This is a genomic window from Kaistia algarum (assembly GCF_026343945.1).
Classification (GTDB): Bacteria; Pseudomonadota; Alphaproteobacteria; order Rhizobiales; family Kaistiaceae; genus Kaistia; species Kaistia algarum.
Map to the genome: position 1 here is coordinate 84,969 of NZ_JAPKNJ010000005.1, position 26,195 is coordinate 111,163.

A 26,195-nucleotide genomic window follows, 5' to 3' on the forward strand; every position below is an offset into this window, starting at 1 on the left:
AAGGAAGCAGATTGTTGCAACATCGCCGCCATAGCCTGCTAGGAGCATGTCGCGAAAATCGCCGTTCGGGGACTGCGATCAGGGGAATGGAAATGGATGCCGAACCGCAGCGGCGGAGGCGGATACTCGTCGTCGGGGGCTATGGCCTCATAGGTGCGTATGTTCTGGCGCGCCTGCAAGCGCGGAACCTCGACATTGTCGGCTTCGGGCGGGAGATCGAGGTCGCCGCGCGGCGCTTTCCCTATGCGAAATGGATCGCCGGGGACATGGCGACCATGACCACGCCCGACGCCTGGCAGGAGGCACTGTCCGGCGTGGACGCGGTGGTGAACTGCGCCGGCGCGCTGCAGAACGGACCGCGGGACCATCTCGCTGTCGCGCATGTCGAGGGAACGCTCGCGCTGTATCGGGCCTGCGTCACCGCCGGGGTCCGCCGCGTCGTTCACGTCTCGGCGGCTGGCGTCGTCCCGGGCCGGCCAACCGCCTTCAACCGCACCAAGCAGGAGGCCGAGGACGGCCTCAAGGCCCTCGATCTCGACTGGCTGATCCTGCGGCCGGGCTTTGTTATCGCCCCATCCGCCTATGGCGGATCGGCGCTCCTGCGCGGCCTTGCGGCCTTCCCCCTGGTCATTCCGGTCGTGCATAGCCGCAGCATCGTGCAGCCCGTCTCGGTCGAGGACGTCGCCGAGGCAGTCATACGCGCGACGGAGCCATGGCGGCATGCCCGCCTGTCGATCGATATCGTCAGCACCGATACGCCGACATTTGCCGATATTCTGACGCGCATGCGCGGCTGGCTCGGTCTCGCACCGGCGCCCGTCCTGCGGATTCCGGCCTTTCTCGCCTGGCCCTTCGTGCTCATCGCCGATCTGGTCGGCGGGCTCGGCTGGCGCAGCCCGATGCGCTCGACGGCCATGCGCCAGCTGAAGGCCGGGATCACAGGCGATGGCGAGGCGGCGCAGCGCGTTCTTGGCATCAAGCCGCGCGATTTCACCTCGATGCTGGCCGCCTGGCCCTCCGGCGTGCAGGAGCGGTGGTTCGCGCGGCTCTATTTCCTGAAGCCGCTGGCGATCCTGACGCTGGCGCTGTTCTGGCTGGCGTCCGGCGCCATCGGCCTCGCGCGGCTCGACCTGGCGACAAGCACGCTGGACGTCATCGGATGGCCGCCGCTGGTCGCCACCGGCGCGATCGCTGTGGGCTCGCTGGCAGCGATCGCCCTCGGGCTGGCCGCCTGCGTACGCAGCCAAAGCCGAAGGGCGCTCAAGCTGATGGCCGTGCTGCCGGTCCTGTTCGGAGCGGCCGCGACAGCCATGCAGCCCGGGCTCTGGCTCAATCCGCTTGGCCCCCTCGTCAAGCTGGTACCGGCCGTCGTTCTGGCGCTGGTCGCGTCGGCGCTGATGGACGAGCGCTGATCAGATCCGGCCGAAGCTGAACAGCGTCTCCTGGCGATATTCCTCGCCGGGGCGTAGCAGCGCGCTCGGGAAATCGGCGTGGTTCGGCGCGTCGGGAAAGAGTTGCGCCTCGAGGCAGAGGCCGGCATTCGGCCCGTAGACCTCGCCATTGATGCCGGCGTCGCGGCAGCCGATCATCTGTCCGCCATAGAACTGCACACCCGGCTCGGTCGAGGTGACGTCGAGGAAGACGCCGCTCTTCGCCGAGACGAGACGGGCGAGCGGATGGATCTCGCCGGTCTTCGTGCGCTCGACGACGAGATTGTGGTCATAGAGATCGACGACGTCGTCGAAGCCCTCGCCAATCCGCCGCCCAGCTCGGAAGTCGAACGGCGTGCCTGAGACCGGCGCGAAGGCGCCTGTCGGGATTTTCCCTGAATCGACCGGAAGATAGGTCTCGGCTGGGATTGTCAGTTCGTGGTCGCGGATCGTGCCGGTGCCGTCGAGATTGAAATAGGAATGCTGCGCCAGATTGACGATCGTGGCCTTGTCGGTGGTCGCGCGGAGGCTGGTACACAGCGTCGCCGGCGCCTCGACGCTATAGGTCAGTTCGACCTCGACCCGGCCCGGATAGCCGTTCTCGCCATCCTCGCCGACGATCCCGAGCGTGACGCTCGACGGCGTCGATCCAACCAGCTTCCAGGAGCGGGTACCGAAGCCAGCGGCGCCGCCATGAAGATGATTGTCGCCATCATTGGTCGAAAGTTGCCAGGTCGCGCCGTCCAGCGTGAAGCGACCCTTGCCGATCCGGTTGGCGAAGCGGCCGGCGACAGCACCGAAATAGGAGGGATTGCGCAAATAGCCTTCGATCGAATCGAAACCCAACACCAGCGGATGCGGGACGCCGTCGAGGCGGATATCCTGGACCACGGCGCCATAGGTCAGGATCGTCGCCCGGAGGCCGCCATGGGCGATATCGACGGCGCGAATCGGGGTGCCGTCGGCGAGGGTGCCGAAAGGACGGTCGGTCATGGTCGGGGCGTCTCCATAGTCTCTTTTCGTCGGACGATAGAGCGTCCGGGAGCGCCCCGCCAGTGCCTCGATCAGATCGTCTGGTTGTAGGCGCCAACCTCGGGGTTTTCGCGCAGCACGTCGTCGACCGCATGGAACATCTCGTGCATGCGCGCCTCGGAGACGGGGCTCTCGACCACGACCACCATCTCCGGCTTGTTGGAGGATGCCCGCACCAGACCCCAGGTGCCGTCCTCGTTGACGACACGCACGCCGTTGACGGTGATCAGGTCGATGATCTTCTGACCGGCGACCGGCTCGCCCTTGGCCTTCATCGCTTCGAAGCGGGCGACGACCTTGTCGATGACGCCATATTTCTTCTCGTCGTCACAATGCGGCGACATGGTCGGCGAGCCCCAGGTCTTCGGCAGGGCCAGCTTCAGCTCCGACATCTTCTTCCCAGGATTGCGGTCAAGCATGTCGAGAATGGCGAGCGCCGAGACCAAGCCATCATCATAGCCGCGGCCGATCGGGGCGTTGAAGAAATAATGGCCCGACTTCTCGAAGCCGGCGAGCGCGTTCAGCGAATTGACCCGGCGCTTGATATAGGAATGGCCGGTCTTCCAGTAATCCGCCTTAACGCCATTGGCGATCAGCACGGGATCGGTGGCGAACAGGCCGGTCGACTTCACGTCAACGACGAAGGTCGCGCCGGGATGAAGAGCGGAAAGATCGCGTGCCAGCATGACGCCGACCTTGTCGGCGAAAATCTCGTCGCCCGTATCGTCAACCACGCCGCAACGATCGCCGTCGCCGTCGAAGCCAAGGCCGACCTCGGCGCCGTGCTCCAGCACCGCATCGCGGATCGCGTGCAGCATCTTCATGTCTTCGGGGTTGGGATTGTAGCGCGGGAAGGTGTAGTCGAGCTCGGCATCCATCGGGATGACGTCGGCGCCTATCATCTCCAGTGCCTTCGGCGCGAAGGCGCCAGCGGTGCCATTGCCGCAGGCGGCGATGACCTTGATCGGCCGGGAGAGCTTCGGCCGGTTGGTCATCTCGGCCATGTAGCGGGCCGGGAAATTCTCGTGGAACACATAGGAACCGCCACCGGAGAGGTCGAACGCCGCCGCCAGCACGATCTCCTTGAGCCGGCTCATCTCATCCGGCCCGAAGGTCAGCGGCCGCGCCGCGCCCATCTTGACGCCGGTCCAGCCATTCTCGTTGTGCGAGGCCGTGACCATCGCAACCGCCGGCACGTCGAGATCGAACTGCGCGAAATAGGCCATCGGCGTCACCGCGAGACCGATATCGTGCACCTTGACGCCGGCCGCCATCAGGCCGGTGATCAACGCCAGCTTGATCGCGGACGAATAGGACCGATAGTCGTGGCCGGTGACCAGTTCGCGCTTGACGCCCAGTTCGCCGAGCAAGGTGCCGAGGCCCATGCCGAGGGCCTGAACGCCCATCAGGTTGATTTCGTCACCGAACAGCCAGCGCGCGTCATATTCGCGAAAGCCCGTCGGCTTCACCATCGGCTTCGATTCGAAGTCATAGGTGTTGCGGAGGAGCTTGGGGACCGGCGTCGGAAACATAGGCAATACTCGCGTTTCAAATTTCATTCGGTTGGGATTTGCGCGGAAGCGGGCGTCAAAAGCAACAGCGGCTTTTCGCTTCCCTAGAAGACGCACATGTCGTGCCAAAGACGCGGCTCAAGGCGAAAGCGTCATCTGCCGGCCGCTCGACTGGAAGCTGCGCAGCCGCTTCAGGAAGCTCATGCCCAGCAGATCGACCGCGCTTGCCCCCTCGGGCAGCACGGCCGCATCGACGTCCCGAAGCCGGATCGATCCGATGCGGATTTCGTCAAGGCGCACCGGCGCGATCGCGACGATCCCATTCGCGGTCTGGCTGGCACCGCTGAAATCACCCGCCGCCGGGCGAATACCGATGCGTCGGGCCGTTTCGCCGGAAAGCACGACGACACTGGCCCCCGTATCGATCATGAAGCGAACCGGGCGGCCCGATACGCTGGCATCGACGAAGAAATGTCCGCTATCACCAGCCTGCAGCACGACCGGGCCGGTCGGCACCGTGCCAGCGGACGACACGGCCGGTGCGCCCGTCATGGCGACGAACCGGTCAAAGAAACCGTATTGGGCGGCCGCACCGGCGATGATCATCGTGACGGCGGCCAGGAGGATGAGGCGCATCAGCATCGAAACGACCTGCACAAGAAGGTCGCAGCCTGCCGCCGACGCGATAACATCGCGTCAAGCCGGAAGGCCGACATGAAACTATCGTCAACGCCGGCTTAATCCCCATGTGGGGCGGTGACGGTCATCACAGGTGGACCGCCCGGAATGCGCTAGACGCCACGGCTTGCCGAGACGAGGTATCGCCATGCATCCCCTGCCCCCCATTCTGCTGCTGATCGCTATCCTGGTTTCAGCTCCGGCGCTGCAGGCGCGCGCCGAGCCGCCGTCGAGCAAGACGATCCGCCAATGGACAGGATCTTGCGACAACCATCGCGCCTGCAGCGCCTTCGGCTTCGCCACGACGGTCGACGAGACGATGATCGGGGCCTGGATCCGGCTGGACCGCCAGGGCGATGCGGACGCGTTTCCGAGCCTCAGCCTCGGCTTCAGCCTGGCAGACGGCGGCGACGATACGCCGAAGACCCTGGTCCTCGCCGCGAAGGGCGGGCCGTCCTTCGGGCCATTTGCGATCGAGGAAGGTGACAATTTCTTCCGCGCGCCGGTCCCGGCCGACAATGTTCCGGCGATCCTCGCGCTCCTTCGCAAGGTGGATTTTCTCACGCTTGCAGTCACCAAAGCCGAGGGGTCTCCGATCGAGGCGACGCTGTCGCTCGATGGGGCCAGCGCCGCCATGCTGTGGCTTGATGACGAGCAGCAGCGGATCGGGACGAAGACGGCGCTGGTCAAGCGCGGCGCCAAGCCGGCATCGGCCATTCCCCCCGTCCCGGCGCTACCGGTGATCCAGGCGGCCGCATCCACCGCCGAAGTTCCACAAACCCTCCCGAACTCGGTCCTGGAACTCGCCAAGACCGGCGACTGCGCCGATGCGATGGACCAGATCGAGCCGATCGTCGCCGATCTGGGCGGCGGAAGGCGCCTCTATGGGGCGCTCTGCGGATCGGGCGCCTATAGTTTCAGCGCCCAATTCTGGATCGCAGGCTCGGACGGCGTCCCTGCAAAGGCCAGCTTCGTGCTTCCGCCGGCTCTGGCATCCAGCGACGATGAGGGCGGCGGTCTGGAGGAGCAGGGAATTCTCATTAACCCCTCCTTCGACGAAAAGACCATGACGCTCTCGGCCTTCGCCAAGGGCCGCGGCATCGCCGATTGCGGCGAAACCGAAGACTGGGTTTGGGACGGCGAGGCGTTTCGTCTGTCGAGCTACACCGCGATGACCGATTGCCAGGGCGTCCCGCCCGGCGAATGGCCGGTGATGTACCGGGCGGAGGTGAGATAGACCGAAGCCGCAGCCGCAGAGTCACGCCGGGCTTGCGCCGAACTCAGTTCTCCCGCATCGCCACGAAACGCGCGGCCTCGATCAGCGTCTCGGCCCGGCTCCCGAAAGGCTGCAGCACCGCCTCCGCCTCGCCAACCAGTTGGGCGAGCCGCTCGCGCGTGGCATCGATGCCATGGAGCGAGACCAGCGTGCCCTTGCCTCTCGCCGCGTCCTTGGCTGTCGCCTTGCCGACGGCTTCCGGGGTTGCGGTCACGTCGAGGAGATCGTCGGCAAGTTGGAAGGCGAGGCCGATGATCTCGCCGAAACGGCGGAGCGCGGCCCGTTCCCCGGCGTCGGCGCGGCCGAGAATGGCGCCGGCCTCGCAGGAGAAGCGGATGAGCGCGCCGGTCTTCATCGCCTGCAGCCGCCGAATACCGGCTTCGTCGGGCGCGACGCGCTCGGCATCAAGGTCGAGCATCTGCCCGCCGGCCATGCCGCCGAGGCCCGAGGCGCGGGCGAGATGGAGCACGAGATCGGCGCGGATCGCCGGATCGGGGTCGGTCGCGGGGTCGGCGAGGATGTCGAAGGCCAAGGTCTGCAAGGCATCGCCGGCCAGGATCGCCGTCGCCTCGTCATAGGCCTTGTGCACGGTCGGGCGGCCGCGGCGCAGATCATCATCGTCCATGGCCGGCAGATCGTCATGGACGAGACTGTAGCCGTGGAGGCATTCCACCGCCGCGCCGGCTCGCAGCACGCCGTCATCCTCGCGGCCCAGAAGCCTCGACGTCTCGACGATCAGCGCGGGACGCAGCCGCTTGCCGCCACCGAGAACGGCATGGCGCATGGCCGCGAGCAATCGAGCCGGACGGGCGATCTCGCCGTCCCGCAGTTCGGGCGACAGCAGGCTGTCGAGAAGGGCCTCGACCGCGTCGGCGGTCTCGGCAAGGCGGGTGGTGAAATCGGGCACGATGCGAACTCCGGCGCGCCGGTCCGAGTTCGCAGCTTGGCGGACGATCGTCAAGCGGCCTCAGCCGCCTCCAGAGCGATCGCGGCAGACTGGATGATGGCCGCGAAGCGCACAGCGGCCTGGATCGCCTCGACGGGAACATTGCCCTTGCGAACCACGGCCTCATGGCTGTCCATGCAGGCGCCGCAGCCATTGATGGCGGAGACAGCCAGCGCCCAGAGCTCGAAATCGATCTTGTCGACGCCCGGATTGCCGATCACGTTCATTCGGAGCTTGGCCGGCAGCGTGCGGTATTCGTCGTTCGAGACGAGATGGGTGAAGCGGTAGTAGATATTGTTCATGCCCATGATCGTCGCGGCGGCCTTGGCAGCAGCGAGCGCGACCGGGGTCAGATGCGGCGCTGCCTCGAGTTCGAGCGCGGCGCGCACCTCAGGATTGCGGCTGGCAATGCCGCAGGCGACCATTAGCCCGTATTTCTGTTGCTCGGTCAGCGTCTCGTCGGACGCGAGCGCAGATAGATTGAGCCGGACGTCCTTGGCAAAATCCGGAATGCGGGACTTCAGGCTATCGATCGACATGGGTGCCTCGGGCTTTTCACCTCCCCCCTGAGGGGGAGTCGACGGCGAAGCCGTCGGGAGAGGGTTTTGGGGGACCATCCGGAAAGGCTGCAAACCCTCTCCCGGCCTTGCGGCCGACCTCTCCCTCAGGGAGAGGTCGAGAAGGAATACGGCCCCCGGACGGGATCACGCCGCCAGCGTCTGGCCGCCGACTTCGCGGTTGCAGGCGCAGAGTTCGTCCGTCTGCAGCGCGTCGAGGACGCGGAGCGTGTCCTTCGGGTTGCGGCCGACATTGAGGTTGGTCGCATAGACGTGCTGGATGACATTGTCGGGATCGACGACGAAGGTCACGCGGTAGGCGACGCCGGCCGGCGAACGGACGCCCAGGCCATCGACCAGCGAGCCATTGGTATCGGCGAACGACCAGATCGGCAGCCGATCGAGATCCTTGTGGTCGCGGCGCCAGGCGAGCTTGACGAATTCATTGTCGGTCGAGCCGCCGAGCACGACCGCGTCGCGATCCTCGAACTCGCTGGCCAGCCGGGCGAATTCGGCGATCTCGGTCGGGCAGACGAAAGTGAAGTCCTTCGGATAGAAGAAGATGACCTTCCACTTGCCGGGGAAGCTGGCCTCGGTCACCGTCTCGAAGGCGCTCTCGCCATTTTCTTCATGGTTGTTGAAGCCCGGCTTGACGCCGGTTACGGAAAACGCAGGCAGCTTCTCGCCGATGCCGAACATGGTCGTCTCCATTCAGGTTGAATTCGAAAGAGGCCGTTGGCGCAACGCACACGGACAGGCCGCATGGCTGCTGCATATGCGAAGAGATCGCACGACGAACCCCATCGGTCAAACCGTAATATCCGAAGAAACCGATCGGATTTACCGATTGCGGCGTGATGCCGCGCCGTTTATGGCTTGAGCATGCAATTGCCCACGCTCCGACAGATGCAGTACTTCGTCGCCCTCGCCGATCAGGGATCGTTCAGCCGGGCAGCGGCCGTCTGCCATGTCACGCAGTCGACGCTTTCCGACGCGATCCGGCAGATCGAGGACATTATCGGCGTTGCACTCGTCGACCGATCCAACCGCATGACAAGCCTGACGCCGGCTGGCGAGCTGGCGCTTGTTCGGATGAAGACGCTGCTGGTCGATGCGCGCGATATGGTCGATGCCGCGCGCGCCGGCCATGCACCGCTGGCCGGGCGGCTGCGGCTCGGCGTCATCCCTTCGATCGCGCCCTATTTCCTGCCGCGCGCGCTGCCGCATCTGCGCCGCGCCTATCCGGAACTCCGGCTGCATCTTCGCGAGGACCTGACGCGGACCATGCTGGAAGATCTGCGCGCCGGGCGGCTCGACACCGTCCTCATCGCCTTTCCGATCGCGACCGAGGGGCTCGTGCACGAGATCGTGGCCGAGGACAGCCTGCTGCTCGCCGTCGATGGCGGCCATCGCCTCGCCGGTCGGCGCACCGTGAAGCCGGCCGAGCTTGCCGGCGAAACGCTGCTGCTGCTGGAGGACGGCCACTGCCTCTCCGATCACGTCCGCGCCGCCGCGCCTGAACTCGTCGATCGACAAAGCGAGGAGATCCGAGCCTCCAGCCTGTCGACGCTGGTCCAGATGGTCGACAACCGTCTCGGCATCACTTTCGTACCGCGCATCGCCGTCGAGGCGGGCCTCCTCGCCGGCACCGATATCTCGCTTTCCGAGATCGAGGCGCGACCGGCGCGCCGCTTGCTCGGTCTTGTCTGGCGCAAGGGCTCCAGCCGGGAAACCGATTTCCGTCTGCTCGCTCACTATCTGCGCCGCTTTGCTCTTGAGCCGGCGGCGGAGGCGGCATGAGCCTGTCCTGGCCCACGGCATGGACCAGCCGGCTCGCGGATCGCCGCGGCCTCGCGAAGGCGGCACTGAAAGTGCTGGTCGTCATTGCGGCGCTGCCGCTGGTGCTGACGCCGGTCTATGCGTTCATCCCGCCGGTCTCCACGCTGATGCTCTGGTCGGCTTTGACCTTCCAGGGCATGGACCGCGACTGGGTGTCGTTCGACCAGATCGCGCCGGCAATGGTCGCCTCGGTGGTGATGTCAGAGGATGGCCGCTTCTGCCAGCATTCGGGCGTCGACTGGCAGCAATTGAACCTCGTGCTCGATTCAAAGAAGGGCCCGTCGCGCGGCGCCAGCACGATCCCTATGCAGACGGTGAAGAACCTTTTCCTCTGGCAATCGCGCAGCTATGTGCGCAAGGGGCTCGAAATCCCCCTCGCCTATTATGCCGACTTCGTGCTGACCAAGCGGCGAATCCTGACGATCTATCTGAACATTGCAGAATGGGGCCCCGGCATCTTCGGCGTCGAGGCGGCCTCGCGGCACTATTTCAACAAATCGGCCAAGGACCTGACGGCCAGGCAGGCGGCGCTGCTGACCGCCGCCCTCCCTAACCCGATCGACCGGAACCCGGCCAAGCCGACTCGCTTCCTGCAATCGCGCGCCCGCACGATCGAAGGCATGGCCCGCCAGGCCGGCGATTATCTCGGCTGTCTGTAGATCAATAGCGCCGGACCGCGCCGCTGCGCCTAACGGTGTTGCCGTGCGGGCCGGTAACGGCACGGGTGCCGGCGCAGCCGCGCTGGCCGCAGGCGACGGCGCCGCTGGTCGTGACGCCACGCCCGTAATAGGAATTCCAGCTGCCATACCACGGCCGGCCGGCATAATAGCGGTCCCAATAGGCGCGGTTATACGCAACGACGCCAATGCCGACCGCGGTCGCAACCCCGGCGGTGACCACCACCGGGTTCCCGCGATAGACCGTCTGCATGTAGGAGGCGGCGATCCAGCCGCGCGCCGCGCCCCAGCCGACATCGCACCAGCTGTAGTCGGGCAGGCAGCCATAGGCCGTGATCCCGGCCCCCGCCGGCAGGACCGTAACGGCCGGGTAGTTGGTGCCCGGACCGGCCCGAAGGTTGACCTTGGTCGTGGTCACGGCTGTCGTCGCCGCGGCGGCAAGGCCCGGCACCAGCAAGGCGGCGCCGAACGCGAGAAGGGCAAGGATCCGGTTTCGCAAAGTTCTATCTCCGGGTGGCAGGTTGAATCAGCTGGAAGCTCGGCGGGAGTATAGCATCGCCCTCAACCTCGCGGTCGATCCTGATCGTGCGTCCGGCGGGCCCGATCAGCGTCGCGGTGATGGTGGTCTTGTCGCCGGAACGCCTGGCGAGGCCCGTGCCGGTCCATTTGTTGCCGAGCGGACCGACGCCGCTGCCGGAAAGATCGCAGCTGCGGGTTTCGGGGCGGCAGGTGCCGGATAGCGCATAGGCACCCTCTCGGCCATTCGGCAGCGTGAAGGTGCCGGATGTCTTGAACGTGCCGTCCGCCGGATCGAAGCTGGTCTTGAAGGTCTGAACGATCCTGCGGCCATCAATATCGATGGTCGTCGTGCCGCTGCGCTCGGCGGCGAAAGCAGTGCCCGCGTCCAGCGCGGCGACGAAGGCAAGTCCGAGGATAATGGAACGCATGAAGGTCTCCTGAAGGCGGTTGGTACAACGCCCCTTCCCGAGATCGAACATGGCCATTCGACGTTGCCCGCCGATTTCCGCCCAGCGGATTGTTGTTACGATTTGTATCAGGCGGAGATCGACCGAAGCACGCCGTCACCTCTGCGTGGAAGAATACAACAACCCGTGGGCATATTGCCTCTATCGGCCTTCGATATAGCGGTCGAAGGCTTCCTTGACGGTGCCAATATGGTCGCGCATCTCTCGAGTCGCGCCGTCGCGGTCGCCGGCCAGGATGGCGCGCACGATCCGGTCATGCTCATGGAACGAGTCGGCGACGCGGCCGCTCTGGCGGAACTGGGCGCGGCGGAAGGGCGCGAGGCGGGCGCGCGTGCCGAGCGTCAATTCGGCCAGATAGGCGTTGTGCGAGCCGGTATAGATGGCGCCGTGGAAGCGCTCATTGGCGAGGGCGTAACGTGTCGTATCGCCGATCTCGACCAGTTCGCCGAGCTGGCGATGCAGCTTGTCGAGTTCGCGCCGCTCCAGGATCGACATCGCCTCGGCCGCGAGCCCGGCGCAAAGGCCTTCGAGCTCGGCCATGACGATGAACATTTCAAGCAGGCGCGTCTCGGAGGGGCGCGTGACGATGGCGCCGCGATGCGGGCGAATCTCGACCAGGCCACTGGCGGAAAGCTGGCGCAGAGCCTCGCGCACCGGCGTGCGCGAAACGCCATAGCGTGTCGCCAGCCCGATCTCGTCCAGCGGATCGCCAGGCGCGAAGATGCCGCGCACGATGTCGTCCGCGAGTTGCAGCCGCAGATCTTCCGTCCGCGTCCGGCGAACCGGCGCCTGTCGTGGCTCGCTCTCGCGGACGGTCACGCCGGCCCTCCTCCGCTATCGGGATCTGCGATCACCGAGACATGGGCGGCGGCGACGCGCCAGCCCGCCTCCGTGCGCACCCAGCTCTGCATCTGCCGGCCGATCTTTCCCGGCGCATTGGAACGCCGGAACAAGGTCGAGGCGACGCCGAAATCCCGTCCATAGGTGGTGATGACCGTTCGCTCCAGGCTGCGCATCAATCCGGCTGGCGAGCGGCCGGCACGAAAGGCGGCGATCTCGGAATAGCCATAGAGGTTCTCCCCGCCGCCATAGCGGATCGTCGTCGGCTGATCGAGAAAGAGGCTGTCGAGCGCGTCGACGTCATTGTTGACCAACGCTTCTTCATAGACGCTGAAGGCCGCCTCAAGTTCCGCCTTCACCTCGGGAATATCGATTTCGTTCATCAGCGTTTCTCAGAAAGGGGCGCGACCGGCGCGGCCGTGACGCCGTCCGCATGGAGCATTTCGGCGACCCGTAGCGCGATATCCTCGCGCCAGGCCGGCGCGATGACCTGGACGCCGATCGGCAGCTTCGAACCCGGCAGCCAGACGGGCACGGCCACGACCGGCAGGCCTACAAAGGAGATCGGCTGCGTGAAAATGCCGATATTGGCCCGCGCCGGCAGGCTGACGCCGTCGAGTTCGACGGTCTTGGTGCCGGAGGGCAGCGCGAAGAACGGCGTCGCCGGCGCCAGAATGACGTCGACCGTCTCGAACAGGCGCCGCATTTCATCGCGGAAGAGGGAGCGGAAGCGCTGAGCCGCGATATACCAGGCCGCCGGCACCATGGCGCCGGAAAGGAAGCGGTCGCGCGTATCCGGATCGAAATCGGCGGCGCGCTGCCGGAGCCGGCCGAAATGCTGCGTCGACGATTCCGACGTCGTGATCAGATAGGCCGCCGCGCGGGCGCGGTGGGCCTCGAACAGCTCGACCTCGCGATCGGCGCCGAGCGCCTTCGCCACATGATCCACCGCCGCCAGCGCTTCCGGCTTGGCCTGCCGGCGGAAATAGCCGCCAGCGACGGCAACGCGGAGCCCGTCGACCCCCTGCGCGATCGCTTCCATGCCGGCGATCGACGGCCTTGCGATCTGCGCCGGATCATCGGGATCGGCACCCTGCAACGCATCCAGCACCAGTGCCAGATCGCGCGGCGAGCGCGCGAGCGGCCCCAGATGATCGAGGCTGCCGACGAAGGGGAAGGTGCGCGAGCGCGTCAGCCTTCCATAGGTCGGCTTCAGCCCGTAGAGGCCGCAGAACGACGAAGGCACGCGGATCGAGCCGTTGGTATCGGAGCCGAGCGAGACCGCGACCATGCCGGCGGCGACCGAGGTTCCCGATCCGCCCGACGAGCCGCCCGACATGCGCGATGGATCGTGTGGATTGAGCGAGGCACCGTCATGGGCGTTCTCGCCGGTGAAATCATAGGCATATTCGCCCATATTGACCGCGCCGAGCAGCACGCCGCCCGCAGCGCCCATGCGCTCGACCAGGCCGGCATCGCGGCCGGCCGGCGCATTGTCGCGGTTGATCTTCGAGCCGGCGCGGGTCGTGACGCCTTCGACGTCGAAGAGGTTCTTGACCGAATAGGGCAGCCCCGCCAGCGGCGGCGCCGCACCGCGCTTGACGAGATCGTCGACGCGGTCGGCTTCCAGCGTGGCGCGTTCATGGGTGATGTCGGTGAAGGCGTTCAGCGCCGGGTTAGTCGCCTCGATCGCATCGAGCGCGGCCTCCGCGACCTCGCGAGCGGAAAGCCGGCGCGCGGCGACATCGGCGACGATTTCGTGACCGGGGCGGAAGAGAATGTCGGCGAAATGGGTCACGGCTCGAACACCGGCGCTGGCTCGATGGCTTCTTCCAGCGGGAAATCGACGACAAGCGACGCAGCCCGCGCCGTGGCCGCCATATTGGCGACGACGCTCGCGCGCCATTCCGGCTGGATCTCCAGCCCCATCACACTTGCCATATGCGCGACATGCGCCTCGGCATCGAAGTCCTGCATTGCCATTTCCGCCCGCATCAGCCTGCCGCCGCCTTCAACGCCGCCAGCGGCGCGGTCCAGCCGACGATTCCGCCCTGCGCGCGGATCATGTCGAGCGTAGCCTGCTTGAAGGCCGGGAAGTAGCTCTCGGTTGCATCTTCCACCAAAAGGCACTCATAGCCGCGATCATTCGCCTCCCGCAAAGTCGTCTGCACGCAGACCTCGGTGGTGACGCCGGCCACGACGAGATGGGTGATGCCATTGGCTTCGAGATGGCCGGCAAGTCCCGTATTGTAGAACGATCCCTTGCCAGGCTTGTCGATCACCAGTTCGCCGGGAAGAGGATAGTTTTCGGGGATGATGTCATGGCCCGGCTCGCCCTGGATCAGGATACGGCCCATCGGGCCGGGATCGCCGATCTTCAGCGTCGGGCTGCCGCGATCGCGCTTGGCGAGGTGCAGGTCGGAAAGGTCCGCCTTGTGGCCCTCGCGCGTATGGATGACCATCCAGCCCTTGTCGCGGAACAGTGCCAGCAGATCGGCGACGGTTGGAATGATCGCCCGGAGCAGGCCGACATCATTGCCGAGCGTCTCACCGAAGCCGCCCGGCTCGACGAAGTCGCGCTGCATGTCGATGACGATCAGCGCCGTCCTATCTGGCGGAAAGGCATAGGCGAACGGCTTCGCTTCGACGGTGATCATCTTGGCACTCCTCTCCAGCGCTCCCGGAGGGAGAGGTCGAGCACGCAACGGGTGGGCGCAATTTCCTCCATCATCAATGCCCCGCCATCGCCTTGCCGATCGAATTGCGATCGGCCTCGGCGATCGGCACCACATAATGGATACCGCCGCCCGACATGACCGCGACGCGGTCGGAAAGCTCCAGGATCTCGTCCAGATCCTCGGAAACCAGCAGCACGGCGGCGCCGCGGTTGCGCTGGTCCATGATCTGCGAACGGATTTCGGAGACCGAGGCGAAGTCCAGGCCGAAACAGGGATTGGCCACGATCAGCACCTCGACCTCGCCCGAGAGTTCGCGCGCCAGGATCGCGCGCTGGACATTGCCGCCGGAGAGATTCTCGATCGGCTCCTCGGTCGACGGCGTCTTGATGCGATATTGCGCGATCAGTTCGCGTGCCTTCTTGCGCATCGGCTTCGGCGACATGAAGCCGAACTTGCCGGCGATCGGCGGCTCGTCGAAGGAGCGGAAGGCGATGTTCTCGGCCACCGTCATGCGCCGCACGGCCGCGTTCTTCAGCGGTTCCTCGGGAAGGCCGAACACCTTGAACTTGGCCATCTTCTGCCGGGTCGGCTCAAAATCCTTGCCGTCGATGAAGAGCTGGCCGTCGGTCATGTCGCGCTGGCCCGAAAGCACCTCGATCAACGTCGATTGTCCATTGCCCGAGACCCCGGCAATGCCGACGATCTCGCCGGCATGGACCTTCAGATTGACGCCCTCGACGGCCGGGAGCCCGCCATCGTCCTCGGCGAAGATGCCCGCGAGTTCCAGCACGACGGGCTGTTCCTCGAAGGTCTTTCGGGCGGCGCGCTCGCGGATCTTGGTGTCGCCGATCATCATGTGGCTCATGTCGTCGATGCTGAGCTCGCCGACGCGGCCGCCGCCGATCATCCGCCCGCGCCGAAGCACGCTGACGTCGTCGGCATAGGCCATGACCTCGCGGAACTTGTGGCTGATCATCAGAATGGTGAGATCGCCGGCCTGCGTCATGCCGCGCAAGAGCCCCAGCATCTCGTCGGCCTCGCCCGGCGTCAGCACGGAGGTCGGTTCGTCAAGGATCAGGAAGCGCTGGTCGAGATAGAGCTGCTTCAGGATTTCGAGCTTCTGCTTCTCGCCGGCCGAGAGATTGGCGATCGGAACCGTCAGTGGCACCTTGAACGGCATCTTGTCGAGAAACGCCTCGAGGCCCGCGATTTCCTTCTTCCAGTCGATCACCGCCGGGGGACGAGCGCGGGAGATGACGAGGTTCTCGGCGGCGGTGAGCGAGGGCACCAGCGTGAAGTGCTGGTAAACCATGCCGATTCCATGCGCATGCGCATCGCGCGGCGTCGCGATCACCGCTTCCTTGCCGTCGACGAGCACGGAACCCCGCGTCGGCTGGTAGAAGCCCATGATGCACTTGACCAGCGTCGACTTGCCGGCGCCGTTCTCGCCGAGCAGCGCATGCAGCGTGCCCGGCCGGACATGGATCGAAACATCCTCCAGCGCGATCAGCGGGCCGAAAATCTTGGTCATGCCGATCGTCTGCAACTCGACGGCGCGGCGGGGATGCGTCGGTGTGGCGGGAACGGCACTCATGGGTTCGTCCTCTTCGCTTCGATACGAATGGTATTCAGGATGGATCGAGCCAGTGTCGCCTTCCCCCTCATGATGGCAGCCTCGACCGATCGGCGATGAGGGCGACGGGGCCGCCGCCATCCGGGCCCTGGTGCTCGGCGCCGCCGGAAACGAAGATCTCGGCATGGCCGACGAGCGAGGCGAGCGCGCCGGCGACGAAGGCGCGGGCATGGCGGGTCGAGGCGATGTCGGAATCGTCGAGCATGGTGTGGCGCCGGCCGCGCAGCCTGCCGGTCGTGCCGGCCTCGGCCTTGGCAAGCAGACCGACGAGCGCCGGTCGCTCCTCCGGGTAGAGCTGGCCGGGTGCCTGGAAGCCGAGCCGCTTCAGCGCCAGGCGCACGGGCTCGACGTCGATCGCATCGTTCATGACGGCATGATCGATCACGAGCGGGCCGCTCCAGGCGCTGCTCATGCCCATGACCACGATCTCATGGTTTTCGAGCTCGACGCCGGCCGATGTGGAGGCGCGGCCGGACCAGAGCGAGGGATCGCGGCCGATCACGGCATCATCAATGGCGTCGATCGCGATCTCGCCAAGCGCCACGGCGACGCCGAGCGCCGAGGCGCCGCGCGAATAGCCCATGGATTTCAGCGTGTCGCGGATGGCGACGGACTTGCCCCGCGCCTCGACAGCGGCGATGCGCTCGGCCGTCAGTAGCGGGCACTTGATCTGCACGAAATGGACGTCGTCCGGATGGTCGATGCCGGCGTCATACATGGCCGCGCGCACGGCATCGGCAACGAGGCGGACCTGGCCGATGCGGCCGAGATCCTCGCCCGGCATCTTGGCGGTATGGGCGCCGCCGATCGCCAGCGCGGGCGAGGCGCCACTATCGCCGGCCGCCGTCCGGCCGAGCACCAGGAAATGCGGCGCGAGCGCGCCCTCCGTGCCACCCGACATCACATAGGAGATGCGCTCCACCGCGGCTTCATCGAGATGCGCGCGCATCAGATCCTTGAGCGCGCGAACGGCGAAGGCGCGGGTGAAGTCGTTGACATTGCCATTGCCCTCGGTCTTGCCGAGGATCGCGACGATGCCGTCCGCCGGCAGCGAGCCATCGGCGATCGACGCGGCGATCGGCTCGACATCGTCCGGCGCCCGCGCGGCGAAGCGATGCACAAAGGCGCTGCGAACCATCATGCAAGCCCCGCGATCAGGGCCGCTGAGGTGGCGACCGCGCCGAAGACGCCGCCCTGCATCTTCACCATGTCGATGGCGGCGAGATGGTTCTCGATCTTCGTCGCAGCCGTGCAATCCTCCAGCAGCAGGCACTCATAGCCCATGTCGTTGGCGTCGCGCATCGTCGTGTGCACGCACACATCCGTGGTGACGCCGGCCAGCACGATGTTGCGGATGCCCTTGCCGCGCAGCACGAGTTCGAGATCGGTCGCGACGAAGGAGCCCTTGCCGGGCTTGTCGATGATCGCCTCGCCCGCGATCGGCTGCAATTCCGGGATGATCTCCCAGCCCGGCTCGCCGCGAACGAGGATGCGCCCGCACGGGCCCTGGTCGCCGATGCCGGCACCGATCCGCTGCGAGCGCCAGCGCTTGTTAGCCGGCAGGTCGGAGAGATCCGGCTTGTGGCCCTCGCGCGTATGGATCACGGGGTAGCCCTTGGCGCGCATGACGTCCAGCAGGGCGGCGATCGGCTCGATGGGCTTTCGGGTCAGCGAAATGTCGTAGCCCATCGAATCGACATAGCCGCCGGGGGCACAGAAATCGACCTGCATGTCGATGACAATCAGCGCCGTATTGGCAGGGCGCAGGTCGCCATCGAACGGCCAGGGATAGGGATCGGATGCGATGGTGCGCCCGCCCTTGACCATGGCCGACGCGACGCGCTCGTCGAGAATTGCCGAACTCATTCCATGCCTCACTTGGTGATCGAGAGTTCGCCCGGCGCGCCCTTCAGCGAACGCTTCGGCGAGACGGACGCGATCATGATGAAGAGCGTCAGCAAATAGGGCGCGGCGTTGAAAAAGTAGTAGCCCTGCGTGATGCCGACCGATTGGAGCGCCGGCCCGAGCGCGCCAGCCGCGCCGAAGAGCAGCGCCGCGCCGAAACAGGCGAGCGGGTTCCAGCGCGAGAAGATGACGAGCGCCACAGCCATCAGGCCCTGGCCGGAGGAAAGCCCCTCGCTCCAGGCCCCCGGATAATAGAGCGACAGGAAGGCGCCGCCGATACCGGCGAAGAAGCCGCCGACCGTCGTCGCCAGGAAGCGCACGAGGTCGACCGAATAACCCATCGCCAGCGCCGCCGGGGCGCTGTCGCCGGTCATGCGGATGATCAGGCCCCAGCGCGTGTTCTTGAACGCCCACCACATTGCGATCGCCAGCAGGAAGCCGAGGAAGAACAGCGGGTTGATTTCCAGCGCCGAGCGGACCTGCGGCAGGCTCGACCAGCCGCCGAGTTCGATCGAGGGCAGATGCGGCGCCTGCGGCTGGATGAAGGGTTTGCCGAAGAAGAAGGCGAGGCCGGTGCCGAACAGCATCATCGCGATGCCGATCGCGATGTCGTTGACCTTGGGCAGCTTGCAGATATAGCCGTGGATCGCGCCGAACACCGAGCCTGACAGGCCGGCGCAAAGGACACCGAGCCAGGGCGAGCCGGTCAGATAGGCGATGGCGTAGCCGGACATGGCGCCGAAGACGAGTGTGCCCTCCAGCCCAAGGTTGATACGGCCGGACTTCTCGGTGAGGCACTCGCCGAGCGAGACGAACAGGAACGGCGTCGAAACGCGGATCGCGCCGGCAAACATCGCAAGGGGAACGCCCCAGAAGCCGATGTCGGTCTCGTTCATCGCTTGTCTCCTCTCGGACGGAAGAAGGGAATGCGGCCATAGAGCGTCTCGCTGACCAGCAGCACGACGAACATCAGCCCCTGCAGCACCTGCACGGTGGCATCCGGCATGCCCATGCGACGCTGGATCAGGCCACCAGCCGCCGCGATGCCGCCAAGGAAAATGGCGACCGGCACGATGGCAAGCGGGTTCTGGCGGGCCAGAAAGGCAACGAGGATGCCAGTGAAGCCATAGCCGGCAGCGAGCGAGGCATTGGCCTTGCCCTGGATCGCCGCGACCTCGAAGAAGCCGGCAAGTCCGGCGCAGGCACCGGCAATGGCGCAGGCGATCACCATAAGCCTGCCGACCGGCAGACCCTGCGCCCGCGCGGCGCGGACATTGCCGCCGGTGACCCGAGCCGCGAAGCCGAAGGTCGTCCGATTCATCAAAATCCAGAGCACGATCGCGACGGCAATGCCGACGAGAAGACCCCAATGGACACCGACGCCGGGGATCTGGCCGATCATGTTGGCTTCGCCGATCGGCAGCGTCGACGGCTTGTTCGGGTTGCCGGGGTCGCGCAGCGCGCCCTCGACGAAGAAGTTCATGATCGCGATCGCGATATAGGACATGAGCAGGCTGGCGATCGTCTCGTTGATGCCGCGATAATGGCGCAGCACGCCGACGAGACCGATCCAGAAGGCGCCGACGAGCATGCCGCAGACGAGCATGGCGGGCAGCACGATATAGTTCGGCGCGCCGGCCTGGACGAAGGGTATCGCCGCCACCGCCGACGCGAAGCCGCCCAGCACCAGCGCGCCTTCGCCGCCGATGATGACAAGGCCGAGCCGGGCCGGAATGGCGACGCAAAGCGCGGTGAGGATCAGCGGCGCCGATCGCACCAGCGTGTTCTGCCAGGAGAAGGCCGTACCGAAGCCGCCCTTCCACAGCAACGAGAAGAACGTCGCCGGCGACTGGCCCAGCGCCAGCAGGAAGATCGAGAACAGGAGCCCCGCCGCCACCAGCGCGAAGAGCGGGATCAGGACATATTCCGAGGAGCGCCGGACCCGCTCGATCAAATCGGCAAGGCCCGAGCCGATCGGTACGGCGACTGTATCCTGGTTGACGGTATCGGCCATCACGACTCTCCGATCGAACGGGTGGCAGGCTCGAATGCATGGATCGGCAGCCATCGGCTGCCGATTGTTCTTGTGGTTTCAGGCCCCGGATGCTGCCGCGCGCTGGGTGCAGGCCAGCGCCAGGCCGGGACCAGCCATCCTCAGGTGATGGAGCCGGAAACGCCCTCGACGAGGAAGCCGATATTGTCGATCCAGGGATCATACGGCGCGTGCTCGACGCCGGCCGCGATCACCTCGTTGCCCTTGTTGTCCTTGAGCGGCCCGACATAGATCGCCTTCTTGGCCTTGATGTCGGCCTTGGCCGCATCGGCCGCTGCGATGGCTTCCGGCGTGGCGCCGGCGCCATAGGGCGTGTTCTGCACGAAGTCGACGTCATAGCCGCCGGAGATGAAGTTCGGCAGCGTGCCGCCCTTGGCGAGCGTGTCGGCAAACTGCTTGTAGATCGTCTCCCACTTGTATTCGGCGCCAGTGATGAAGCCCTTCGGCGCGAGGTCGGCCTGCGAGGCGTTGTGGCCGCAGGTCTTGGCTCCCTTGGCCTCGGCGTTCTGGATTACGGTCTTCGGGCTGTCGACGTGACAGGTGATGACATCGCAGCCGGCATCGATCAGCGCGTTCGTTGCCTCGGCCTCGCGCACCGGCATCGACCACTCGCCGGTGAAGATCACCTGGACGGTGGCGTTCGGATTGACCTTGCGGGCGCCGATGGTGAACGAGTTGATGTTGGAGAGAACCGACGAGATCGGCTTGGCAGCAACGAAACCGAGCTTGTTCGACTTGGTCGAAAGGCCGGCGGCGACGCCGTTGATGTAGTGGGCCTGGTCGAGATAGCCGAAATAGGAGCCGGCATTCTTCGGGTCGCCCTCCTTCCAGAGCGGCGCCGCATGGCGGAACTGCACGTCGGGATATTTCTTGGCCTCGTCGACCATGAAGGGGGAATAATAGCCGAAGGAGGTCGCGAAGATCAGGTTCGCGCCATCGAGCTCGATCATCGATTCCATGGTCTTCGAAACGGCAACGGTCTCGGGGACGTTCTCTTCCTCAACCACCTTGACGCCGGGAACCTGGGCCAGCGCCTTGGCCGCGACCGCATGCGCCTGGTTCCAGCCATAGTCGTCGCGCGGGCCGACATAGATGAGGCCGATGGTGAGGCCGTCGGCGCGCGCAGCCCGGCTGGTCATGAGGCCGGTCGTCAGGCCGAGCGAGCCGATCGCGGCGCTCTTCAGAAGGGTTCTGCGGGAAAGCGTGAAGGACATGGACAATTACCTCGCAAGACGGTCATCGGCGCGACGCTTGGCCGCCGCCGGGGTGCTCCCGAGGGCCTTGTTCGCAACGCCCGTGCCAGTTGCGGCGCGGGCGGCTCAAAAATCGCACATCCGTCCGCCAGCCTCCTGAAATCGCTTCGCTTTTAAGTGATGTGCCACGCCAGCCCGGCAGGGCTCCCGCTCAGCTCCTGCACGAGCGACAGACCCTCGAATGTGGTCATGCATACAATTCGGATGAATTGCATACATTTTGGCCGACCGCTGACCGATTTACCGTCTTCGCAGGCCAAGGAGTGCCCCTCAGGCGATCATTCCAGGCGCATAGGTGCGCGTGAGCCGCTCGCGCAGATATTCCGCGCCGGTAGTCGGCGGGTACCGCGACGGCCGCTCCGGGCTCACGCAGCTGGGAATGGAGACGACCGGCGCGTCCGGATTGGGATCGAGGAAGAACGGGATCGAATAGCGCTCCCGGCCCGACCGGTTGACGACGCGATGCGGCGTCGAGACATAGACGTCATTGGTCCAGCGCATCAGGCAGTCGCCGATGTTGCACACGAAGACATCAGCGATCGGCGGTGCCGCCAGCCAGGCCCCGTCGCGCCGACGCACCTCGAGGCCGCCGACATCATCGGTCATCAGCAAGGTGAGGCAGCCATAATCGGTGTGCTCGCCCGCGCCGAGCTGGCCCGGCTCGATGGAAGCCGGCTGTGGCGGATAATGCAGCAGACGCAGCGTCGACAACGACTGATCGAGCTTGTCCTCGAAAAAGTCCTCCGGCAGGCCGACATCGACCGCCACGGCCCGCTGGAGGCATTGGCCGACTTTCAGCACGCCGCCGAAATAGTCGAGCATCGTCTCGCGAAAGCCCGGCATGTCCGGCCAGAGATTAGCGCCGCGGAACGGTTCTCCCGCGAGAATGCGCGGATCGTCGGGCGCCAGGTCCAGCCCGATATTGAACCCCTCCTTGAGATCGGCCGGCTTGGAGGGATCGAGCGATTCGCCCTTCATGGCGATGAAGCCGCGATTGTGCTTCGACTTGGCGAAGGCGACTTCCTGCTTCTTGTCGAGCGGCAGCGCGAAAAAGCGTCGCGCCGTCTCGAACAGGTGCTCGAAGCGCTCGCCGGAAATTCCGTGGCCGGCAACATAGAAGAATCCGATCTCGCGCGCTGCCTGGCCGATCTCCGCCGCCACAGCCGTGACGGCGCCCGGCTTTCCGGCCACAAGACCGCTGATGTCGATGATGGGAAGCGACTGCGTCATGACGATCCGCCTTTTGCGATGAGACGCTCCGATAACAGCAATATGCGTGCCGGCTGTCCTTGCGATAACCGGTTGGCGCCGGACGCCATCAAGGTTAGCCTGCGCGCCCGCGAATGCGGCGATGCCCGCCGCCCGAATCCGAAAAACTGCCGGAGGATCCCATGCCGCTCGACACCGCCCCCGCCTTCGCCCTGCCGGACGACGCCGATGGAGCGACACTGGTCGGCCGCGTGTTCCGCCCGGATCTCGACGGCCCTTCGGTCGTGGTGCTGCGGGACGGCGAACTCTTCGACATTTCCGCCGAGACGATCACCATGCGCGACCTTTGCGAGCGCGACGATCCGGCCCGGGTCGCCCGGCTTGCGGATGGCGAACGGATCGGCAGCTTCAAGGAAGTCCTGGCCAACACGCCACGCGCGACCCGCGACACGACGAAGCCCTGGCTGATCTCGCCGATCGACCTTCAGGCAGTGAAGGCCGCCGGCGTGACCTTTGCTGTCTCGATGCTGGAGCGAGTGATCGAAGAGCAGGCCCGCGGTCTGCCCGAGCGCGCCGTGGCGATCCGGGCCGAGATCACGGCGACGATCGGCGACGACCTCGCGGGGCTCAAGCCCGGCTCCGAGCCGGCCATGGCGCTCAAGGCGCTGCTCATCGAAAAGGGCATGTGGTCGCAATATCTCGAGGTCGGCATCGGCCCCGACGCGGAGATTTTCTCCAAGGCGCAGCCCATGTCGACGGTCGGCCATCTCGCCGAGGTCGGCATCCATCCGATCTCGACCTGGAACAATCCGGAGCCGGAAGTCGTGCTGGTCGTCAGCTCGCACGGGCAGATCGTCGGCGCCACGCTCGGCAATGACGTCAATCTGCGCGACGTCGAGGGCCGCTCGGCGCTCCTTCTGTCGAAGGCCAAGGACAACAATGCCAGCGCCTCGCTCGGCCCGCTGATCCGCCTCTTCGACGAGAAATTCTCGCTCGACGACGTACGGGCGACCGACGTGCGCCTCACGGTCGACGGCGAGGATGGCTTCCGCCTCGACGGATCGAGCGCAATGTCGAAGATCAGCCGCGACCCGGCCGATCTGGTCAAGCAGACCGTCGGCAAGAACCATCAATATCCGGACGGCTTCGTGCTCTATCTGGGCACGATGTTCGCGCCGGTGCAGGATCGCGGCGGCCCCGGCCAGGGCTTCACGCACAAGATCGGCGACATCGTCACCATCGCCGCCCCGAAGCTCGGCAAGCTATCCAACCGCGTGGTGCTGACGCACGACGCCGAACCCTGGACCTTCGGCACGGCCGCTCTGATGCGCAATCTGGCGGGCCGCGGGCTGCTGTAGGAAAGTCCCGCGAGGCCCCTCACTGGCGGTCGGCGCCGACCCCGACTTCCGTCCTGCTGCCATTGCCGGGGAGATTGAGCATCGTGCCGCCGTTTCAGCGCCTTTGCGCGCCCGCCCTGATCGCCGTCGGCCTCTTGGCGGGGCCGGTCAATGGCGCGAGCGCAGAGGGGCGAGCTTGCCCCATTGTCAACACGCTGACGGGTCGGCCCGATCCGGCGCACTTTGTATCGCCGCCCGAGGCCAACAACGATGACAAGGCGCCCATTCCTTGCAATAGCTGCGCGGACCCGGCCAATATTTCGCAGAAGACCTGCGGCGTCTATCGCTTCCTCAACTCGGAAGCCTGCGCGATCGGCCATTGCGCCGACGGTCAGGGCGAGTTCGTCTTCCATAAGGAGGACGGGCGCGACTTTGCCCTGCAATATGACACGCGCTACCGAAATCCCGCGCGCTTTCCGAAGGCGCGCGGCGAGAACTGCCGCTTCCTCGTCTGGGCGACGCAGCCCGTCGTCGGGATCGAGGATACGAACACGTTTGCGGGGCGCAACTATTGGCTGGACGCCTATCTCGCGTCCCAGACCCTGGTCGAGCCGCCCTTCCCGCGCGACGACCTGGCGCTCGCCATCCAGCCGGCGACGACGCGCGGACAGCACCAGTTCCACATCCATATCGGCACGCTGCTGCCGGCCTATCGAACCGCTCTGGCCGGGCTGGATCCGACTTCCACGCGCCTCAGCGTCAACGGCTACGATTTCCGCGTCCGCTTCCTCAAGGTCGGCTCCGGAAAGACGCCGTTCGAGGGCGTCGACCTATTCTCCATCGTCCGCGATATGCTGCCGGCCCGGGCCACCGATCTGCCTGACTATGGCGTGCTGGCCGCGGTGACGGACGGCGGGACCGGGATCTGGGTGCTTGCGGCCAGACGCTTCGACCGCATCCAGCTCAACTACCGGCAGAAAGAGGAATGCCGCCTGCGCTGACCGATACGAGCGCCTCAGCGTCCCGACGCCGCGATCGGGGGCCGTCCATCGGAAAGGCCAGACCTGCCAAGACGATCAAGGCTTGGCAGGGTTTGTCGGATGAACCTTACCGGAAGTGCGCGGCTGCGTTCGTATCCCGCGTCCAGATCCGAAGCAGTCTGGCGTTCGTGCGGGCGTGAGAGCCGCCGAGCACCAGCGGTTCGTAGTGATGTCCAACCGGACCGAACAATTCGGGGTGCAGCAGATAGATCGCGGCGCTCTGATCCCACATCAGTGATTCTCCGCCGGGACCTCCCGCTGAGGCTGGAACCTTCGTCGGGTTCCACGTGTGCTGATTGGCCAACAGCGCTGCCTTGAGAGAGCCCGGCAAGCCATCCGCGCGCAGACGCTCGACCATGTTAAGCGAAGGCTCGTAGAGAGGATCGCTTCCGCGCGGAACGTCGACCCAGTTCGTCTTGACGTTGGCGAGCAACTCCATCGCCGTCTTGCAGGCCGGCAGGTCGTAACCGCAATTGAACGAATATTTGCCCGGCTTCAGCGTCGGGTCGCCGATCGGCTTTCCCATCACCACGACGCGCTCCAGCTTCGACGCCAGAGCGGCGCTGTAGCGGATGAACGAAGTGTAGGTTCCGATGATGAGAACGTCGATCTTCCGGCAGTTCGCCGTTGCGCGGGAAAGCTCCGGCACAAAATTGTGGAACGGCCGGCGGGCCGGCGTCAGCGGCGCGGCGAGCCAGTCATTGGCCCGGTTCATGGCAGCACGGAAATAGGGGAGCCACGGCCAGTTCTTGCGGAGTTCGGTTTCGGTGCGGTGCGTGTCGGCGCCGATGATGATCGGTATCTGGCGCTCGTTCGGCTCCGCGACCAGACGCGACAGCGCCGCTGCGCCCGATTCGGCCATGGTATACCCTTCGGACGTCACGATCGCCGCGACGTGGCGGTTTCCGATCACGATCGGGATCGCCATCATGTCGTCAATGTCGAAATCGGTGTCGATGACAACGCATTTGTCGACCGCCGGCGCAGCGTAAGCCGACTGTGCCGTCACGGCGGAAAGGGCGACCAAGAGGGCGCCGAGCGCGGCCCGGAGCCAGGGGTTCCAGCGCGATCCGCCGGCCTCCTTAAGGAATATCATCGCGTATGTCTCGTCTCGTTCGAATGGTCCCGCGCGGCAAGAGCCAACGGGAACGAGCCATGGCGATCGCATAGCAGGCGCGGCCTCTCCGCCACGCGTCGATGTCGTTGCGATCGGCGTTTTGCAACACGCCAATCGGCCGTTCATCGTCCCCTGCCCGGTAATTCCTCAGCCCGTCCCAGCCAATCGTTACACAAGCGGTCCCGCCTTCGAAAGGGA

At 65.8% G+C, this 26,195-nt stretch carries 27 protein-coding genes; 6 read left to right on the forward strand and 21 right to left on the reverse strand.

Annotated elements, in window-relative coordinates:
* Positions 1 to 92: 92 nt before the first annotated feature.
* On the forward strand, positions 93 to 1,412 hold the full coding sequence (locus tag OSH05_RS24400) for an NAD(P)H-binding protein (RefSeq protein WP_104220207.1): 1,320 nt from the start codon (positions 93 to 95) through the stop codon (positions 1,410 to 1,412).
* On the opposite strand, the gene OSH05_RS24405 is transcribed toward OSH05_RS24400, so the two are convergent.
* The 3 genes from OSH05_RS24405 to OSH05_RS24415 all read right to left on the reverse strand — a co-directional run bounded on the left by OSH05_RS24405 (position 1,413) and on the right by OSH05_RS24415 (position 4,615).
* Positions 1,413 to 2,423 carry an aldose epimerase family protein gene (locus OSH05_RS24405; protein WP_104220208.1) on the reverse strand — a complete coding sequence of 337 codons (1,011 nt, stop codon included), beginning with the start codon at positions 2,421 to 2,423 and terminating at the stop codon, positions 1,413 to 1,415.
* 71 nt (positions 2,424 to 2,494) lie between these two features.
* Positions 2,495 to 3,994, reverse strand: a complete 1,500-nt coding sequence (locus tag OSH05_RS24410; RefSeq protein ID WP_104220209.1) for a phosphomannomutase/phosphoglucomutase — start codon at positions 3,992 to 3,994, stop codon at positions 2,495 to 2,497.
* Between the two features lie 117 nt (positions 3,995 to 4,111).
* Positions 4,112 to 4,615 carry a retropepsin-like aspartic protease family protein gene (locus tag OSH05_RS24415; protein WP_133163129.1) on the reverse strand — a complete coding sequence of 168 codons (504 nt, stop codon included), beginning with the start codon at positions 4,613 to 4,615 and terminating at the stop codon, positions 4,112 to 4,114.
* 184 nt (positions 4,616 to 4,799) lie between these two features.
* Here OSH05_RS24415 and OSH05_RS24420 point away from each other — a divergent pair, with 184 nt between their 5' ends.
* Positions 4,800 to 5,888, forward strand: a complete 1,089-nt coding sequence (locus OSH05_RS24420) for a DUF1176 domain-containing protein (protein ID WP_104220211.1) — start codon at positions 4,800 to 4,802, stop codon at positions 5,886 to 5,888.
* A gap of 43 nt (positions 5,889 to 5,931) precedes the next feature.
* Here OSH05_RS24420 and OSH05_RS24425 read toward each other — a convergent pair whose 3' ends face one another.
* The 3 genes from OSH05_RS24425 to OSH05_RS24435 all read right to left on the reverse strand — a co-directional run bounded on the left by OSH05_RS24425 (position 5,932) and on the right by OSH05_RS24435 (position 8,129).
* A complete protein-coding gene (locus tag OSH05_RS24425) occupies positions 5,932 to 6,837 on the reverse strand; it encodes a polyprenyl synthetase family protein (protein ID WP_407660480.1) in 906 nt (301 codons plus the stop codon).
* A gap of 47 nt (positions 6,838 to 6,884) precedes the next feature.
* The gene (locus tag OSH05_RS24430) at positions 6,885 to 7,412 is read right to left on the reverse strand and encodes a carboxymuconolactone decarboxylase family protein (RefSeq protein ID WP_104220212.1); all 528 of its coding nucleotides are present in this window, start codon (positions 7,410 to 7,412) and stop codon (positions 6,885 to 6,887) included.
* A gap of 165 nt (positions 7,413 to 7,577) precedes the next feature.
* Positions 7,578 to 8,129 (reverse strand): peroxiredoxin, encoded by a 552-nt coding sequence (locus OSH05_RS24435; protein ID WP_104220291.1) that lies wholly within the window; start codon positions 8,127 to 8,129, stop codon positions 7,578 to 7,580.
* A gap of 183 nt (positions 8,130 to 8,312) precedes the next feature.
* Between OSH05_RS24435 and OSH05_RS24440 the strand changes: the two genes are divergently transcribed.
* Positions 8,313 to 9,230, forward strand: a complete 918-nt coding sequence (locus OSH05_RS24440) for a hydrogen peroxide-inducible genes activator (RefSeq protein ID WP_104220213.1) — start codon at positions 8,313 to 8,315, stop codon at positions 9,228 to 9,230.
* The gene (gene mtgA / locus OSH05_RS24445) at positions 9,227 to 9,928 is read left to right on the forward strand and encodes a monofunctional biosynthetic peptidoglycan transglycosylase (protein WP_104220214.1); all 702 of its coding nucleotides are present in this window, start codon (positions 9,227 to 9,229) and stop codon (positions 9,926 to 9,928) included. Before OSH05_RS24440 ends, mtgA begins: the two co-directional genes overlap by 4 nt.
* A gap of 1 nt (position 9,929) precedes the next feature.
* Here mtgA and OSH05_RS24450 read toward each other — a convergent pair whose 3' ends face one another.
* The 14 genes from OSH05_RS24450 to OSH05_RS24515 all read right to left on the reverse strand — a co-directional run bounded on the left by OSH05_RS24450 (position 9,930) and on the right by OSH05_RS24515 (position 22,524).
* Positions 9,930 to 10,445, reverse strand: a complete 516-nt coding sequence (locus OSH05_RS24450) for an SH3 domain-containing protein (protein WP_266353073.1) — start codon at positions 10,443 to 10,445, stop codon at positions 9,930 to 9,932.
* A 4-nt stretch (positions 10,446 to 10,449) separates the two neighbouring features.
* Positions 10,450 to 10,893: a hypothetical protein gene (locus tag OSH05_RS24455; RefSeq protein WP_133163130.1), complete on the reverse strand. Its 444-nt coding sequence runs from the start codon at positions 10,891 to 10,893 to the stop codon at positions 10,450 to 10,452.
* 180 nt (positions 10,894 to 11,073) lie between these two features.
* On the reverse strand, positions 11,074 to 11,751 hold the full coding sequence (locus OSH05_RS24460) for a GntR family transcriptional regulator (RefSeq protein ID WP_266353074.1): 678 nt from the start codon (positions 11,749 to 11,751) through the stop codon (positions 11,074 to 11,076).
* A complete protein-coding gene (gene hpxZ, locus OSH05_RS24465) occupies positions 11,748 to 12,155 on the reverse strand; it encodes an oxalurate catabolism protein HpxZ (protein WP_104220216.1) in 408 nt (135 codons plus the stop codon). The genes OSH05_RS24460 and hpxZ overlap by 4 nt, the downstream gene beginning before the upstream one ends.
* On the reverse strand, positions 12,155 to 13,570 hold the full coding sequence (locus OSH05_RS24470; protein WP_165801648.1) for an AtzE family amidohydrolase: 1,416 nt from the start codon (positions 13,568 to 13,570) through the stop codon (positions 12,155 to 12,157). Before OSH05_RS24470 ends, hpxZ begins: the two co-directional genes overlap by 1 nt.
* Entirely contained in the window at positions 13,567 to 13,749 is a 183-nt protein-coding gene (locus OSH05_RS24475; protein WP_266353076.1) for a DUF4089 domain-containing protein, read from the reverse strand. Before OSH05_RS24475 ends, OSH05_RS24470 begins: the two co-directional genes overlap by 4 nt.
* Before the next feature lie 17 nt (positions 13,750 to 13,766).
* The gene (locus tag OSH05_RS24480; protein ID WP_104220218.1) at positions 13,767 to 14,429 is read right to left on the reverse strand and encodes a cysteine hydrolase family protein; all 663 of its coding nucleotides are present in this window, start codon (positions 14,427 to 14,429) and stop codon (positions 13,767 to 13,769) included.
* A gap of 73 nt (positions 14,430 to 14,502) precedes the next feature.
* Positions 14,503 to 16,044 (reverse strand): ABC transporter ATP-binding protein, encoded by a 1,542-nt coding sequence (locus OSH05_RS24485; protein WP_207778790.1) that lies wholly within the window; start codon positions 16,042 to 16,044, stop codon positions 14,503 to 14,505.
* 67 nt (positions 16,045 to 16,111) lie between these two features.
* Positions 16,112 to 17,221, reverse strand: a complete 1,110-nt coding sequence (gene atzD / locus OSH05_RS24490; RefSeq protein ID WP_104220219.1) for a cyanuric acid amidohydrolase — start codon at positions 17,219 to 17,221, stop codon at positions 16,112 to 16,114.
* The gene (gene biuH / locus OSH05_RS24495; RefSeq protein ID WP_266353077.1) at positions 17,221 to 17,949 is read right to left on the reverse strand and encodes a biuret amidohydrolase; all 729 of its coding nucleotides are present in this window, start codon (positions 17,947 to 17,949) and stop codon (positions 17,221 to 17,223) included. The genes atzD and biuH overlap by 1 nt, the downstream gene beginning before the upstream one ends.
* Positions 17,950 to 17,957: 8 nt before the next feature.
* On the reverse strand, positions 17,958 to 18,884 hold the full coding sequence (locus tag OSH05_RS24500) for an ABC transporter permease (RefSeq protein ID WP_104220220.1): 927 nt from the start codon (positions 18,882 to 18,884) through the stop codon (positions 17,958 to 17,960).
* On the reverse strand, positions 18,881 to 20,002 hold the full coding sequence (locus OSH05_RS24505; RefSeq protein WP_104220221.1) for an ABC transporter permease: 1,122 nt from the start codon (positions 20,000 to 20,002) through the stop codon (positions 18,881 to 18,883). The genes OSH05_RS24500 and OSH05_RS24505 overlap by 4 nt, the downstream gene beginning before the upstream one ends.
* A gap of 140 nt (positions 20,003 to 20,142) precedes the next feature.
* Complete coding sequence (locus tag OSH05_RS24510) at positions 20,143 to 21,255, reverse strand: BMP family ABC transporter substrate-binding protein (protein ID WP_104220222.1); 1,113 nt, start codon at positions 21,253 to 21,255, stop codon at positions 20,143 to 20,145.
* A 309-nt stretch (positions 21,256 to 21,564) separates the two neighbouring features.
* Complete coding sequence (locus tag OSH05_RS24515) at positions 21,565 to 22,524, reverse strand: isopenicillin N synthase family dioxygenase (RefSeq protein WP_104220223.1); 960 nt, start codon at positions 22,522 to 22,524, stop codon at positions 21,565 to 21,567.
* Between the two features lie 161 nt (positions 22,525 to 22,685).
* On the opposite strand from OSH05_RS24515, the gene OSH05_RS24520 reads away from it, so the two are divergent.
* Together OSH05_RS24520 and OSH05_RS24525 are read left to right on the forward strand one after the other, a co-directional pair.
* Complete coding sequence (locus OSH05_RS24520) at positions 22,686 to 23,861, forward strand: fumarylacetoacetate hydrolase family protein (RefSeq protein WP_104220224.1); 1,176 nt, start codon at positions 22,686 to 22,688, stop codon at positions 23,859 to 23,861.
* 83 nt (positions 23,862 to 23,944) lie between these two features.
* Complete coding sequence (locus tag OSH05_RS24525; protein WP_266353078.1) at positions 23,945 to 24,841, forward strand: CDP-diacylglycerol diphosphatase; 897 nt, start codon at positions 23,945 to 23,947, stop codon at positions 24,839 to 24,841.
* A gap of 106 nt (positions 24,842 to 24,947) precedes the next feature.
* Here OSH05_RS24525 and OSH05_RS24530 read toward each other — a convergent pair whose 3' ends face one another.
* Complete coding sequence (locus OSH05_RS24530; protein ID WP_165801651.1) at positions 24,948 to 25,976, reverse strand: nucleoside hydrolase; 1,029 nt, start codon at positions 25,974 to 25,976, stop codon at positions 24,948 to 24,950.
* Positions 25,977 to 26,195 lie beyond the last annotated feature (219 nt).

Coding starts and splice junctions, on each gene's coding strand:
- biuH (WP_266353077.1), bottom strand. CDS start 17,949: ATGAGTTCGGCAATTCTCGACGAGCGCGTCGCGTCGGCCATGGTCAAG.
- OSH05_RS24435 (WP_104220291.1), bottom strand. CDS start 8,129: ATGTTCGGCATCGGCGAGAAGCTGCCTGCGTTTTCCGTAACCGGCGTC.
- OSH05_RS24400 (WP_104220207.1), top strand. CDS start 93: ATGGATGCCGAACCGCAGCGGCGGAGGCGGATACTCGTCGTCGGGGGC.
- mtgA (WP_104220214.1), top strand. CDS start 9,227: ATGAGCCTGTCCTGGCCCACGGCATGGACCAGCCGGCTCGCGGATCGC.
- OSH05_RS24515 (WP_104220223.1), bottom strand. CDS start 22,524: ATGACGCAGTCGCTTCCCATCATCGACATCAGCGGTCTTGTGGCCGGA.
- OSH05_RS24520 (WP_104220224.1), top strand. CDS start 22,686: ATGCCGCTCGACACCGCCCCCGCCTTCGCCCTGCCGGACGACGCCGAT.
- atzD (WP_104220219.1), bottom strand. CDS start 17,221: ATGGTTCGCAGCGCCTTTGTGCATCGCTTCGCCGCGCGGGCGCCGGAC.
- OSH05_RS24510 (WP_104220222.1), bottom strand. CDS start 21,255: ATGTCCTTCACGCTTTCCCGCAGAACCCTTCTGAAGAGCGCCGCGATC.
- OSH05_RS24410 (WP_104220209.1), bottom strand. CDS start 3,994: ATGTTTCCGACGCCGGTCCCCAAGCTCCTCCGCAACACCTATGACTTC.
- OSH05_RS24440 (WP_104220213.1), top strand. CDS start 8,313: ATGCAATTGCCCACGCTCCGACAGATGCAGTACTTCGTCGCCCTCGCC.
- hpxZ (WP_104220216.1), bottom strand. CDS start 12,155: ATGAACGAAATCGATATTCCCGAGGTGAAGGCGGAACTTGAGGCGGCC.
- OSH05_RS24485 (WP_207778790.1), bottom strand. CDS start 16,044: ATGAGTGCCGTTCCCGCCACACCGACGCATCCCCGCCGCGCCGTCGAG.
- OSH05_RS24500 (WP_104220220.1), bottom strand. CDS start 18,884: ATGAACGAGACCGACATCGGCTTCTGGGGCGTTCCCCTTGCGATGTTT.
- OSH05_RS24505 (WP_104220221.1), bottom strand. CDS start 20,002: ATGGCCGATACCGTCAACCAGGATACAGTCGCCGTACCGATCGGCTCG.
- OSH05_RS24480 (WP_104220218.1), bottom strand. CDS start 14,429: ATGATCACCGTCGAAGCGAAGCCGTTCGCCTATGCCTTTCCGCCAGAT.
- OSH05_RS24405 (WP_104220208.1), bottom strand. CDS start 2,423: ATGACCGACCGTCCTTTCGGCACCCTCGCCGACGGCACCCCGATTCGC.
- OSH05_RS24420 (WP_104220211.1), top strand. CDS start 4,800: ATGCATCCCCTGCCCCCCATTCTGCTGCTGATCGCTATCCTGGTTTCA.
- OSH05_RS24530 (WP_165801651.1), bottom strand. CDS start 25,976: ATGATATTCCTTAAGGAGGCCGGCGGATCGCGCTGGAACCCCTGGCTC.
- OSH05_RS24415 (WP_133163129.1), bottom strand. CDS start 4,615: ATGCTGATGCGCCTCATCCTCCTGGCCGCCGTCACGATGATCATCGCC.
- OSH05_RS24430 (WP_104220212.1), bottom strand. CDS start 7,412: ATGTCGATCGATAGCCTGAAGTCCCGCATTCCGGATTTTGCCAAGGAC.
- OSH05_RS24475 (WP_266353076.1), bottom strand. CDS start 13,749: ATGCAGGACTTCGATGCCGAGGCGCATGTCGCGCATATGGCAAGTGTG.
- OSH05_RS24455 (WP_133163130.1), bottom strand. CDS start 10,893: ATGCGTTCCATTATCCTCGGACTTGCCTTCGTCGCCGCGCTGGACGCG.